This is a genomic window from Alkalicoccobacillus porphyridii, from assembly GCF_007293315.1.
Lineage (GTDB): Bacteria > Bacillota > Bacilli > Bacillales > Bacillaceae_D > Alkalicoccobacillus > Alkalicoccobacillus porphyridii.
This window is the reverse complement of the sequence record NZ_VLXZ01000002.1, coordinates 130077-142788: the sequence shown is the minus strand read 5'-3', so window position 1 is coordinate 142788 and position 12712 is coordinate 130077. Positions and strand designations below refer to the sequence as shown.

Here is a 12712-nt window from a genome sequence, read left to right as displayed (position 1 = left end):
CTTGTGTCAAACTTACTATGGCTAATTTGGCAAAACAAGGAGAGTAGGTATAAGTATCACGTAGGGAACTTATATTACAAATCCAACGGTTATTATTTTGAATACAATAAAGATGGACATTCTCGAAACGTATTTGAAGCAATGGACAATGGGTTTCTACCTTTGGCAAATTTCCCTACGCTGGGGAAGGCTTATTACTCCCCGACGTTGTTTCCTGCATTCACAAAGAGACTTCCTAACAAGAGAAGACCAGATTACAATGAACTTCTTGAGAAATTCGGTGTAGACACAAAAGCTTCGGACATGGAGCTATTACGTATTACAAAAGGAAAGACTAACATGGACTCAATGGAGCTTATTATGCCTATTACAGTTGATCCGTCTGGTTCCTTTAATTTGACCTTTCACATTGAGGGATGGCGTTATTACAACGGAAGTAAAGTGTGGAGTGACTTAGAAAAGGATCAAACTGTACACTTAATCCTTGAACCTTACAATGAACATGATGATTTTGCAGTATCTATTCATAGTAAGTCAGGTGAGAAATTAGGTTATGCTCCCGCTGTTTACAGTGAATTTATCACTAAGAATATTAATAGATTGAATCAATCTAAAATTTTAAAGAAGCAAGAAACCGCTATTCCGGAAATGAAGGTCATGATCCATCTTCAAGGGGTTGTAGAACAAAGTAGTGTTAACTATACCAATATGAGCCCGGTTGAGGAACATCTTGTGAAATGAATGATTAGACTTAGAGAGAATGAGCGAAGAGAATCTTTGTTCATTCTTTTTATACTTTAGTAGGAAGTTCCTTTAAGCACGGAACTTTTGTATAATTTCAATACGTGGAAAAAATATTCAAATTAAAATGATTAAATGAAACTCAGAAAAGGGAGATTCTATGAAAGTATTGCCAGTAGAATTCACTCCAAGAACCGAGTTATCTTTTTACAAAAAAGTTGTTACAGCCACATCAAACCTCGAAAAATTAAAACAGAAACTAAAATACTCTCTAGTTAATGAGTCTTTGATTCAATTATTTACTATACAGGAATCTGTACAGTCGACAAGAATTGAAGGAACACAGGTGAAGTTTAGTGAAATGCTTGAGGACCTGGTGGATGAGAAAGAGGATTATGAGCGAATTGAGGTCAGAAATTACTTGTCTGCTTTAAATCACGGAGTTGAAATTGTTCGGTCAGGTTATCCGATATCAGAGCGACTCATTCGCAATATACACTCCATTTTGATGAAAGATGCTAGAGGTTCTACAGGAGCATCTGGTGAATATCGAAGAATCCAAAACTTTATCGGGCCAACTACACATATTAAGAATGCTTCTTACATTCCTCCTGAACCTCAAATGATGGCTGAGTATATGACCAACTTAGAACGGTACATGAGTGGTCATGTTTATTTAGAGAATGAGGATGACTCGGTTCATCCTCTGATAAAGTCAGCCGTTGTTCATGCTCAATTTGAATCGATTCATCCATTTTTAGATGGGAACGGGCGGTTAGGTCGTATTTTAATTGTGCTTTATCTTCTACAATCTGAGTTAATTGATTCTCCCATGTTTTTCTTAAGTGAGGAGTTGGAGAAGGAACGATTTAAGTACTATTCAATGTTGAATGGGGTTAGGGGAATTGGTAAGGAGGAACCAGATTGGGAGAGTTGGATTTTATTCTTCTTAGATGCAACGATTCGAATGACTAAGCGGCAATATGAAAAACATGATCAAGCTGAAGAACTTTATAATAGAGGTTTAATGCTATTAGATCAGCCTTCTCATAAAGAGGTTTGGGGAGCATTATTTTCAAATCCCGTTGCGACCGTGCATAAGATTGAAATTGAAACAAGTCTTGCTGCGACTACGATCCGGAAAGCTTTGGCCCATTTAGTACAATTGAATATGGTGTATCAAGATGATCGTAAGAGAAATCGTCGTTATTTCCAATATGATTTAATTCGTATCATTAATGGGTAATCAACATGTTTGGTCAACAGTAAACCTTCTTATATATATTTCAAATGAAAGGTGGTGAATTTTTTGTCATTTCATAAAATAGACCAAATGAAAGAGGAATTAGATAATCTCCGACCGCTTCCTATGGAAACGGTTCAATCGATTAAGGAGGATTTCTTACTGAGAAATACCTACCATTCGAATGCAATTGAAGGTAATACTTTAACACTTTATGAAACAAAGTTTGTTTTAGAAGAGGGTGTAACAGTTGCTGGAAAGTCATTAACTGAACATCTTGAGGTAATGAACCATAAAGAGGCAAGTTTATACATGGAAGAACAGTTAACTGAGCAGCTTTCAGAGAGGGTAATAAAAAATATTCACGCACTCGTGTTAAGTAGGATTGATAAATCGTCTGCTGGTGTGTATCGCAGCCAAGAAGTTCGTATCTCTGGTGCTTCTCACGAGGTGACATCTAGCTTTCAAATTACAAATGAGATGAATTTGTTGATGAAATGGAATCAAAAAAATAAGGAGCTTCATCCGGTTGAGAGAGCTAGTATCCTACACAGTAAGTTTGTGAATATCCATCCTTTTTTAGATGGTAACGGAAGAACGGCTCGTTTACTTATGAATTTCGAATTGATGTCATCAGGGTATTTACCAGTTCTATTTAAGGTAGAAGACCGAGTTCGTTATTATGAAGTGCTTGATGTCGCAGGCTCTTCTGGTAATTATGAGCCTTTTATTAAAATGGTGGCTGAGCTTGAAGAAGAAAGCCTGAATCAGTATTTAACATTATTACGTAAAACTAACTAAGACGGTCAGATGGATTTTTTGTAGCAGAGGATGTATAAAACAAGAGTGATGGATAGCTCAGGTTCTTGGTAATTGCATCAATCTTCTTGGCAACGCCGAAAAAGCTGTTGGTATCGACACTAGGTTCTTGGTAAAGGAGCGATCTCTCTTGGTTAGAGCACTGTTTTTCTTGCTATTGCTGGTTAGGTCATGGTAACTTCAAAGTACTTCTTGCTGTTATTTACTTTCATCTTGGTATCAATCATTTTCTTCTTGCTAACGCGAAATAACGAGGTCAAATTCTTATCATTGTGTAAATAATGATTCCAATACCTATCTAAACAAGCGGAAGAAAATGGAGGGCCGACACCTTTTCATCACGTGGTAAGCGTGCTCCCATTTTCGGGAGCGGCAGCCGAAGGAACAAATCTCATTTACACATCAGCACGGACTCTATCTGAAAATGTAAAAACCCCCTTCCAATTCGGAAGGGGGATTCCTTTTTAATGATGATGATTACTCTCGCCTTGCTCTTCTGAAGAGGCGCCGCCGGCTTCGTTAAAGGCGTTTATATCGTCTTCGGATACGTCGCCAATAATGATTGGTTTGGTTGGCATGGAGTGCATGTCACGGGCGGTGACGTGCGCTTGTACGAGGTAAATGCCGTCCGTTCCAAATTCGTGTTCAATTTGGTAGATGCCGTCTGATTGGAGCTCGGCTTCTTCTAGGCTGCCATTTTCTCGGTCTTGGTATTCCCAGATTTCAATGACAACGTCTCTGGCATCGTCGACGGGTTCCTCGCCTTGTGTTACTTGAACGGGAATGCTGAGTGTCTCGTTGGCAGGAGAGGACTCGGGAATATCAATGTCGACTTCAATAATCTCTGCTACAGGCATTTGGGCATCTTGTTCCGAGTTGCACGCGCTTAACACGAGAAATGTGGAGGCGAGCAACAGGCTTAGGCTATATGCATTTCTTTTCATGACAATCATTCCTTTTACGATAGGCTTATTGGGTGGAGAGCCATTTGGCTAGATTCTCTGCCTCTTCGTCCTGCAGGTTAATCGGAGGCATGGTACCTTGACCATTTCTTAGTATCTCTTGTATTTCGTCTGGAGTAAAGCCGTTGTCTATAAGTGATGGGCCGCTTTGGCCACTAAGATCTCCTCCATGACAACGAATACAGGAGGCGATATAGGTTTCTTCGGCTGCGTTTACATCATATTCTAGGTCGGTTTCTGCTGGCTCTTGATCGGTAATGGATGAATCAAGTTCCGGCTGTGAACCACAAGCAGCCAATAGTAATAGTAAGAATAAGCTTACTGATAAACGTACATTCATATTATCCAGTCCTTTTAGTGTGTTCCTCTGTATTAGAGAATAATGATAGTTTAGATAGAATAAATCGATCTAATAGATAAATAACAATGATTGATATACCAACTAAAGGTAAAAGTATCCCAAAACCTAGCATAATAAAGAATACGACTCTTGTCACTTTTTTATCCTTTGAACGAGGGGGAGCCCCAAATGTTCCACTTGAGCGACGTTTTTTCCACATAACTAGTGAACTTACCACAATGCCCATCAGTCCCAGACAGGTAATGAGGCCAAGCAGCTGGTTTGGCCAGCCGAACAATCGCCCTTCGTGTAAGGCAATGCCTGCTGAAACGAGTTTAGGCATTAAGTCAAAATCCTGAAAGCTTCTGCCGATTAACACGGTCCCACTATATTGGTCGATATGCTTAGTTGATAGATCCAAACGATTGGTTTCATGAGAGATCGTATACACGCCTGTTGGTCCATCAGGTAGAGTCAACGTGTAAGGATACGCCATGTCTTCCATTTCAGCAATGTGAGTGACATCCTCGATGGAAATAGGCAGGTATTCGCTTTCAAATGTAGATTCAGGCATAACCAGGTTTTCGTTTGCCCACGGAATACCGTCTGCTCCATCCTTAGATAAGGTAACTGATTCTGGACGTTCCTGCCAGGTGTATGTGTAATCTGGAGCGGTAGAAAGCTTCTGAATTTGTGGACCTAATACACCAGACCAAGGTAGGCCGGTTGCAATTAATATAAGAATAAAAAGCGAAAGCCAAAAGGCTGGGACCGCATGCATGTCGCGCCAAAATAGTCTTCCTTTTTTTCGAAGTCGGGGGAGAAAGGTTCCCCAAATAGAAGCTTGACTTCTAGGCCACCAGATGTATAAGCCGGTAACAAGCAAAACAATGGCCCAGCAGGCAGCGAGTTCAACAATACGATTACCGATGGTTCCTGCTATCAAGAGTTCACTATGTATTTTTTTGAAGATGGTCATAAGTCTTTGGTCGTCATCTAGCTTGCCTTGAAGGTCGCCAGTATAAGGATTCACAAATACGGAGGCAGCTTGTCCATTTTCACTGATGAGAAATTCAGTAGTCGCCTCGGCGTCCTCTTGAAGGACAAAGGATGAAATGGATGCATCTGGATACGCCTCTTTTACCTGGTCCCTTTGGGCTGAATAAGAGATTCTATTCTCCGCCACTTGGTCGGCAACAAAGTAATCCTGATATAAAAAGGCTTCAATTTGTGGTTTGAACAGGTAAACACTTCCACTAAATGCTAAAATAAATAAAAATGGTGCAAAAATAACGCCCGCGTAGAAATGCCATCTCCACACAGCTTGATAGAAAGAAGCACGTGTTTGTTTTTTATTGTTAGTTGTTGATTTCATCTTAATCCTCCTGGATATTCATTGCATTCGTTTATCATAGCGAGTAGTTGTTAAATGCTTGTGAAGTTTTGGAGGATGGGGAAAATATATTTTTTGTGGAAGGGGACTATTTTATGATTACATACCCTCACTTGAAAAAAGGAGTCACTATCGGGGTCACAGCTCCATCATCGGGTGTGCCAAGCGAGTTGCATTATCTTGTGAGAGAGGCTAGTGAACGTTTTGAGCTACAAGGCTACCGTGTACATTGTGGTGAGACCGCATGGACACAGGACAAGGCAAAGTCAGCTACAGCGAAAGTACGAGCGGAAGAGTTTAACCGGATGATCACCGACGACGCGGTTCATTTACTCATACCTCCATGGGGTGGTGAGCTGTTAATCGAAACCTTGGAATACATTGACTTTGAATCGATTCAGCCAAAGTGGATCTTAGGGTATTCTGATGTGAGCTTGCTGTTACTTGCTGTTACGCTACAGACGGGAATCGCTACGGCTCACGGAACGAACTTGGTTGATTTACGGGGAGAGAAAACGGATCCAACAACGGCAATGTGGGAGCAGGTGCTTGCGACAAAAGCTGGAGGTGAGGTGATCCAGTATTCATCTGAAAAATATCAAAAGGAATGGGATTTTGAAAATCCAACACCACATATATTCCATCTAGACGAACAAACAGCATGGAAAACAACAAACGGAGAATCTGCGGATGTGGGTGGTCGCCTGCTTGGTGGCTGTATAGATGTTATCCATCATTTAATCGGCACGCCATATGGTGATGTGGCTACTTTTAGAAGGAGATTTGTAGAGGAAGAACCAATTCTCTGGTTTTTTGAGAACTGTGAAATGAGTACCACCGATTTGCGCCGCTGCTTGGTGCAGATGAAGCTTGCTGGTTGGTTTGAGCAGTGCTCTGGTATTTTATTTGGCAGAAGTGATGCAAACAAACCGGTGGAAGGCTATACAGCAGAGGATCTGTATCAAGAGCTTGCCGTAGAACTAGGTGTGCCCGTTATTTATGATATTGATTGTGGTCACGTGCCGCCGCAAGTGACTCTAGTGAATGGGGCTTATGCCCAGGTAACTGTAGATAAAGGCAAAGGTAAAGTCGTTCAGCAGTTTTGTTAAAAGAGAGAGAGCTTGTCGGAGTTGAGGCCGACAAGCTTTTAATTTTGTGATTTTCCTACGTTTACATAGTCTATAAAAAAACTAATACCGGCTATAAGCGAAAGAGTTTTTATAGCGATGTCCCACCACGACAAATACGTTCCATTCATCAGGTGAATAAGACCTGTGAATCCATTCATAAGAAAGGTAATGGACAGAAAGAATAAAAACCATCGATTTTTTAACATCATATATCTCCAAGATCTAATCTAGTCTGTTATAAGTTCTCATCCATTGAGCCACTTGCTGCTCATTTTCAGATGTGGATTTTTCCAATTCGTTAATGACTCGTTTTACTCGTTCCATCGAGTGGTTTTGACTTAGCTTTGCGGTGCCTTCTATGGTGTTGATTTTTATTCGGAAGCCAACGACCCCTTTTGCAAGGCCAGCAACGAATTCCTCATCGACTTGATCTAATTGGTAGCAGCTGTCTGATTTCTCGTATTGTGCTACCAACTCATTTAAGGACTCATGTAGCTCCTGCTCTTCAAGGAATTCCAGCTCTCCATAAACATGTACAGCAACATAATTCCAAGTAGGAACGGCACGATTTGTCTCATACCAGGATGGGGAGATGTAGCAGTGCGGCCCTTGGAAAATGGCCAATACCTTTTTGTTTTCGAGCCCTTTCCATTGGGGATTAGCTCGTGCAAAATGACCATGTAAATATGTCCTGTCCTCACTAATCATAAGTGGAAGATGAGTAGCGGTAGGAGCTGTTTGATCGTCTGAAATTAGAATCGCAAAACCATGCTCTTGTATGACTTGATACAGGATCTGCTCATCCGTTAGTTGAAACGGTTTTGGTATATACATTAAGCCACACTCCTTTTTTATAGCTTAGTATAGGTGCTGGCAAACAAAAAGGATAAATTTTCATCAAAACATTCAAACAGGCATTTGATTATTGACATCTGATTATAGTGAGCATATACTAATAATCAAATAAGTATTTGAATGAGGTGTCGATGCATGAAAACAGTTAAGAATCATCAAGATACATGTGAAGTCTTTAGTTATGACGAACAAAAGGTAGCACGGGTTAGTAATCTTGTTCAGGATATAGATTTTGTTTCTGTTTCAGATGTGTTTAAAGCTTTGTCTGATGTGACTCGACTGAAGATTGCTTACGCGCTTTTACAAGAGGATGAGTTGTGCGTGTGTGATGTTGCTAATATTATAGGTATGACAACGGCTAGCACCTCTCATCACCTTAGACATTTGCGAAATTTGCGCATTGCTAAGAGCAGGAAGGAAGGCAAGCTCGTTTTCTATTCATTGGATGATGAGCATGTGCGTCAGCTTGTGACAATGGCTGTTGAACATAGCCAGGAGGTGTAGAGCAATGAGTCAGCAGGATTCTGAAACGAACGTCTATCGTGTGGAGGGCTTTTCCTGCGCCGGTTGTGCAGGAACGTTTGAGAAAAATGTAAAGCGGTTGGATGGTGTGAAGGATGCAAGGGTAAATTACGGGGCCTCCAAGATTACTGTTGATGGTGCAGCAAGCATTGAAGCACTTGAAGCGGCGGGGGCGTTTGAGAATTTAAAGGTAAGGCCAGAGCATGAGCTGCAAGTAAAGGCTGTGGAGGGAAATGGATCAGCCTCCTTTTTACAAAAGCATTTAACCGTGGTTGGTGCTCTGATTTTTCTTGCATTTGGTCTAATATCACAGGCTGTTAATGGCAGCGATAATGTAGTCACGGTTGTAGCGTTTGCCACTTCGATGGTGGTTGGAGGCTATTCATTATTTAAACAGGGCCTTTTAAATCTAACTCGCCTCCAATTTGATATGAGAACCCTAATGACGATTGCGGTTATCGGTGCAGCGATTATCGGTGAATGGACAGAAGGCGCGATTGTTGTCATTTTATTTGCAATTAGTGAGGCTTTAGAACGCTTTTCAATGGATCGGGCGCGCCAATCTATTCGTTCCCTAATGGATATTGCACCTAAGGAAGCTTTAATTAAACGAAATGGCCAAGAAATGACCGTTCTCGTTGATGAAATTGCGATTGGCGATGTCATGATTGTAAAGCCAGGACAGAAGCTTGCGATGGATGGAATTGTAGTGAACGGCCATTCCTCTGTGAATCAGGCAGCGATTACGGGGGAATCGATTCCGGTGGAGAAGCATACGGATGATGAGGTATTTGCCGGTACATTAAATGAAGAAGGCATGTTAGAGGTGCGTGTAACCAAACATGTTGAGGATACAACGATTTCTAAGGTGATTCAGCTAGTGGAGGATGCACAGGCAGAACGAGCTCCTTCGCAGGCGTTTGTAGACCGATTTGCTAAATATTATACGCCGGCCATTATATTGGTTGCTGCATTGGTAGCAGTCATCCCCCCCCTGGTTATGGGAGCTGATTGGCAGACTTGGATCTATCAAGGCTTGGCAGTTTTAGTGGTTGGTTGTCCATGTGCGCTTGTCATTTCAACCCCGGTGGCTATTGTGACAGCTATCGGAAATGCGGCAAAACATGGCGTATTAATTAAAGGTGGCGTCTACCTTGAGGAGGCGGGCTCGCTTAAGGCAATTGCTTTTGATAAAACAGGCACTCTGACGAAGGGTGTACCCGTTGTCACCGATGTTATTTTAGAGAATTCAGTGGATGAGCATGAGCTACTAACCCGCGTGGCAGCATTAGAATCTCTTTCACAGCATCCCCTTGCTTCCGCTATTGTCAAAAAAGCAGAGGATGTTGGACTGCGCTACAAGGAGCAGACAGTGACTAATTTTTCCTCATTAACTGGAAAAGGCATCACGGGAGATGTGGATGGAACAACGTATGTAGTCGGTCGTCCGACTTTATTTGAAGACCGGTTGAGCTCGGTACAAAAGCAACAAATAAAAGAATTGCAGGATCAAGGAAAAACGGTGATGGTTGCTGGTACCGAGAACCAGATACAAGCATTTGTGGCCGTAGCAGACGAAGTTCGTGACTCGAGTAAAAAAGTCATTTCAGCCCTTCATGAGATAGGGATTCGGACAACAATTATGCTGACTGGAGACAATCAAAGTACCGCTAAAGCAATTGCGAGTCAAATCGGTGTAACCGATGTGAGAGCCGAGCTTATGCCTGAGGACAAACTTGCATCGATAAAAGAATTCCGAAAAGCGAACGGGAGCGTGGCGATGATTGGTGACGGGGTGAACGACGCCCCAGCTCTTGCCGCTTCTACGGTTGGTATAGCAATGGGCGGAGCTGGCACGGACACAGCACTTGAAACAGCGGACATCGCCTTAATGGGCGACGACTTGAAGAAGCTGCCGTACACCATCAAGCTCAGCCGAAGAGCGCTAACAATCATTAAACAGAACATTACTTTCTCCCTTGGAATTAAACTACTGGCCCTACTCCTCGTGGTGCCAGGTTGGTTGACCCTTTGGATTGCGATCCTAGCCGATGTGGGTGCAACACTGCTTGTCACAGCTAACGGATTGCGATTGCTTAGGGTGAAAGAGTAGAAATCGGATGGGGAGCGCCAGATGCGTCTGGCGCTTTTTTGGGTGAGGAAGTGGCACGGATGAGGCAGAAGCGGAGGGAGGAGCAGCCGATATTGGGAAAGAGCGGTGGATACCGGGAAAGAGCGGTGGATACCGGGAAAGAGCGGTGGATATCGGGAAAGAGCGGTGGATATCGGGAGAGAGCGGTGGATATCGGGAGAGAGCAGTGGATATCGGGAAAGAGTGGCAGATATCGGGAAAGAGCAGCGGATATCGGGAAAGAGCGGTGGATATCGGGAAAGAGCGGTGGATATCGGGAAAGAGCGGTGGATATCGGGAAAGAGCAGCGGATATCGGGAAAGAGGAGCTGATATCTGGAAAGAGCCACTCATTAATTAAACCGTCTCCCCACCATAAAAAAACGCCACATGAATCATTTAGCTTTCCTGATATACTACATATAAAAAGCGCATGGATAGGAGGATTTACATATAATGAGTCAACTTATAACGATGAAGCGGTTAGTTTTTATTACGATTGCTGTTTTTGTTGTGGCAGTCTCTGCTTTTTTTATTGTAGAGAATTTAATGTCTCCAGACGTGGAGGGAGTTACATATGCTGAGGCTCCAGATAGTGAGGGGCAGCCGTTGAAAGGGGATCCGAGTGCGCCTGTGGTGATTACGGAGTTTGGAGATTATAAATGTCCTTCTTGTAAAGGTTGGGATGAGAGTATTATGCCTCAGCTTGATAGTGATTACATACAACCTGGAGAGGTTCAGATCATTTATATTAATACTCTTTTTCATGGAGAGGAGTCTGGGCTTGCTGCTTTAGCGAGTGAGTCTGTGTGGGAGAATCATCCTGATGCGTTTTGGGAATTTCATAGTAAGCTGTTTCAAGAGCAGCCTCAGGTTCAAAGTCATGATGAACCTTGGGTAACCCCGGAGGCCATGATTGATGTAGCTCATGCAATGGATGCTGACATTGATTTAGAGGTGTTGGCTACAGATATGCTGGAGCAAACCTATATAGATCTGGTTCATAAAGACATGGAGCTAGTGGAGAATTATGAGGTTACGCAAACGCCAACGATTATGGTAGGGAATGTAAAGCTAGATAATCCATTTGATTATGAACAACTAAAGCTAGCGATTGAACAGCAGCTGGAGGAAAATTAAATGAATTCATTTAAGACCTCAAGCTTGTACCTATACCTTGCCTGGCTTATTGCTGTCGTGGCAACGCTTGGTAGTCTTTATTTTAGTGAGGTTCGTGGGTTTATTCCATGTGAGATGTGTTGGTATCAGCGTATCTTTATGTACCCTCTGGCCCTCATTCTTGGAGTGGCAGCGTATTATAGTGATCATCGGATTGTTAAATATGTCCTGCCACTGTCTATTATTGGCGCTATCACTTCTCTTTATCATTATTCGTTACAAAAGCTACCTAGCCTTGTTACTGCATCGCCATGCACGGATGGAGTTCCATGCAATATGCAGTATATCAACTGGTTTGGCTTTATCACAATTCCTTTTCTTGCCCTAGTAGCTTTTGTTTGTATTTCGATTTTCTTGTGGATTGCGAGAAAGGGCGAATAAATTTGGGGGCACTACCAAGAGGGAAGTTGGTTTTACCAAGAGAATCGAAAGACTTATCAAGAAGCAGACCCCGTTACCAAGAGGGATGAGCGTGTAACCAAGAAGACCAGCTCGTTTATCAAGATCGAAGAGGCATTACCAAGAGGAAACCACGCTTCACCAAGAAGAGCAGCCAGTTTACTAAGAAGCAGAGTCCCATACCAAGAGAGATGAGCGTGTTAGCAAGAAGAGCAGCTCGTTTACCAAGGTCGAAGAGGCATTACCAAGAGGAAACCACGCTTCACCAAGAAGGGCAGCCGGTTTACTAAGAAGCAGAGTTCCATACCAAGAAGGATGAGCGTGTTAGCAAGAAGAGCAGCTCGTTTACCAAGGTCGAAGAGGCATTACCAAGAGGAAACCACGCTTCACCAAGAAGGGCAGCCGGTTTACTAAGAAGCAGAGTTCCATACCAAGAAGGATGAGCGTGTTAGCAAGAAGAGCAGCTCGTTTACCAAGGTCGAAGAGGCATTACCAAGAGGAAGCCACGCTTCACCAAGAAGAGCAGCCAGTTTACTAAGAAGCAGACCCCGTTACTAAGAGGGATGAGGGTGTAACCAAGAAGACCAGCTCGTTTACCAAGGTCGAAGAGGCATTACCAAGAGGAAACCACGCTTCACCAAGAAGGGCAGCCGGTTTACTAAGAAGCAGAGTTCCATACCAAGAAGGATGAGCGTGTTACCAAGAAAAGCAGCCAGATTACCAAGAAGCAAAGCACGATACCAAGAGGGGTGAACGTGTAACCAAGAAGAGCAGCTCGTTCACCAAGATCGAGGAGGCATTACCAAGAGGAAATCACGCTTCATCAAGAAGAACAGCCTGTTTACTAAGAAGCAGAGTCACATACCAAGAGGGATGAGCATGTAACCAAGAAGAGCAGCTCGTTTACCAAGGTCGAAGAGGCATTACCAAGAGGAAACCACGCTTCACCAAGAAGGACAGCCAGTTTACTAAGAAGCAGAGTCACATACCAAGAGGGAT

At 42.8% G+C, this 12712-nt stretch carries 13 protein-coding genes; 9 read left to right on the top strand and 4 right to left on the bottom strand.

Going from position 1 to position 12712, the window contains the following annotated elements:
- Positions 1 to 3 precede the first annotated feature (3 nt).
- The 3 genes from FN960_RS04010 (at position 4) to FN960_RS04000 (ending at position 2785) form a co-directional block, all read left to right on the top strand.
- Positions 4 to 741, top strand: coding sequence for an HIRAN domain-containing protein (locus tag FN960_RS04010; RefSeq protein ID WP_143847164.1), 738 nt, complete (start codon positions 4 to 6; stop codon positions 739 to 741).
- 160 nt (positions 742 to 901) lie between these two features.
- On the top strand, positions 902 to 1987 hold the full coding sequence (locus FN960_RS04005; protein WP_143847163.1) for a Fic family protein: 1086 nt from the start codon (positions 902 to 904) through the stop codon (positions 1985 to 1987).
- An 87-nt stretch (positions 1988 to 2074) separates the two neighbouring features.
- On the top strand, positions 2075 to 2785 hold the full coding sequence (locus FN960_RS04000; protein WP_143847663.1) for a Fic family protein: 711 nt from the start codon (positions 2075 to 2077) through the stop codon (positions 2783 to 2785).
- A gap of 482 nt (positions 2786 to 3267) precedes the next feature.
- On the opposite strand, the gene FN960_RS03995 is transcribed toward FN960_RS04000, so the two are convergent.
- From FN960_RS03995 to FN960_RS03985, 3 genes are read right to left on the bottom strand one after another with little or no spacing between them, the layout of a single operon-like run.
- Positions 3268 to 3747: a FixH family protein gene (locus FN960_RS03995; protein ID WP_185970906.1), complete on the bottom strand. Its 480-nt coding sequence runs from the start codon at positions 3745 to 3747 to the stop codon at positions 3268 to 3270.
- 25 nt (positions 3748 to 3772) lie between these two features.
- Complete coding sequence (locus FN960_RS03990; protein WP_143847159.1) at positions 3773 to 4105, bottom strand: c-type cytochrome; 333 nt, start codon at positions 4103 to 4105, stop codon at positions 3773 to 3775.
- 1 nt (position 4106) lies between these two features.
- Complete coding sequence (locus FN960_RS03985) at positions 4107 to 5480, bottom strand: PepSY-associated TM helix domain-containing protein (RefSeq protein ID WP_143847158.1); 1374 nt, start codon at positions 5478 to 5480, stop codon at positions 4107 to 4109.
- Between the two features lie 113 nt (positions 5481 to 5593).
- Here FN960_RS03985 and FN960_RS03980 point away from each other — a divergent pair, with 113 nt between their 5' ends.
- A complete protein-coding gene (locus FN960_RS03980; protein ID WP_143847156.1) occupies positions 5594 to 6607 on the top strand; it encodes a S66 family peptidase in 1014 nt (337 codons plus the stop codon).
- Positions 6608 to 6850: 243 nt separating this feature from the next.
- On the opposite strand, the gene FN960_RS03975 is transcribed toward FN960_RS03980, so the two are convergent.
- On the bottom strand, positions 6851 to 7462 hold the full coding sequence (locus FN960_RS03975; protein WP_143847154.1) for an FMN-binding negative transcriptional regulator: 612 nt from the start codon (positions 7460 to 7462) through the stop codon (positions 6851 to 6853).
- A 156-nt stretch (positions 7463 to 7618) separates the two neighbouring features.
- On the opposite strand from FN960_RS03975, the gene FN960_RS03970 reads away from it, so the two are divergent.
- The 5 genes from FN960_RS03970 (at position 7619) to FN960_RS03950 (ending at position 11695) form a co-directional block, all read left to right on the top strand.
- On the top strand, positions 7619 to 7987 hold the full coding sequence (locus tag FN960_RS03970) for an ArsR/SmtB family transcription factor (RefSeq protein WP_143847153.1): 369 nt from the start codon (positions 7619 to 7621) through the stop codon (positions 7985 to 7987).
- 4 nt (positions 7988 to 7991) lie between these two features.
- A complete protein-coding gene (locus FN960_RS03965; protein WP_143847151.1) occupies positions 7992 to 10118 on the top strand; it encodes a heavy metal translocating P-type ATPase in 2127 nt (708 codons plus the stop codon).
- Between the two features lie 59 nt (positions 10119 to 10177).
- Positions 10178 to 10468, top strand: a complete 291-nt coding sequence (locus tag FN960_RS03960; protein WP_143847149.1) for a hypothetical protein — start codon at positions 10178 to 10180, stop codon at positions 10466 to 10468.
- Positions 10469 to 10591: 123 nt separating this feature from the next.
- Positions 10592 to 11275 (top strand): DsbA family protein, encoded by a 684-nt coding sequence (locus tag FN960_RS03955; RefSeq protein ID WP_143847148.1) that lies wholly within the window; start codon positions 10592 to 10594, stop codon positions 11273 to 11275.
- Entirely contained in the window at positions 11276 to 11695 is a 420-nt protein-coding gene (locus tag FN960_RS03950) for a disulfide oxidoreductase (RefSeq protein WP_143847146.1), read from the top strand.
- The last annotated feature ends 1017 nt before the right edge of the window (positions 11696 to 12712 follow it).

Excerpts from the sequence above, each read along its gene's own strand:
- FN960_RS04005 (WP_143847163.1), top strand. The coding sequence starts at position 902 with ATGAAAGTATTGCCAGTAGAATTCACTCCAAGAACCGAGTTATCTTTT.
- FN960_RS04000 (WP_143847663.1), top strand. The coding sequence starts at position 2,075 with ATGAAAGAGGAATTAGATAATCTCCGACCGCTTCCTATGGAAACGGTT.
- FN960_RS03995 (WP_185970906.1), bottom strand. The coding sequence starts at position 3,747 with ATGAAAAGAAATGCATATAGCCTAAGCCTGTTGCTCGCCTCCACATTT.
- FN960_RS03990 (WP_143847159.1), bottom strand. The coding sequence starts at position 4,105 with ATGAATGTACGTTTATCAGTAAGCTTATTCTTACTATTACTATTGGCT.
- FN960_RS03985 (WP_143847158.1), bottom strand. The coding sequence starts at position 5,480 with ATGAAATCAACAACTAACAATAAAAAACAAACACGTGCTTCTTTCTAT.
- FN960_RS03980 (WP_143847156.1), top strand. The coding sequence starts at position 5,594 with ATGATTACATACCCTCACTTGAAAAAAGGAGTCACTATCGGGGTCACA.
- FN960_RS03975 (WP_143847154.1), bottom strand. The coding sequence starts at position 7,462 with ATGTATATACCAAAACCGTTTCAACTAACGGATGAGCAGATCCTGTAT.
- FN960_RS03970 (WP_143847153.1), top strand. The coding sequence starts at position 7,619 with ATGAAAACAGTTAAGAATCATCAAGATACATGTGAAGTCTTTAGTTAT.
- FN960_RS03965 (WP_143847151.1), top strand. The coding sequence starts at position 7,992 with ATGAGTCAGCAGGATTCTGAAACGAACGTCTATCGTGTGGAGGGCTTT.
- FN960_RS03960 (WP_143847149.1), top strand. The coding sequence starts at position 10,178 with ATGAGGCAGAAGCGGAGGGAGGAGCAGCCGATATTGGGAAAGAGCGGT.
- FN960_RS03955 (WP_143847148.1), top strand. The coding sequence starts at position 10,592 with ATGAGTCAACTTATAACGATGAAGCGGTTAGTTTTTATTACGATTGCT.
- FN960_RS03950 (WP_143847146.1), top strand. The coding sequence starts at position 11,276 with ATGAATTCATTTAAGACCTCAAGCTTGTACCTATACCTTGCCTGGCTT.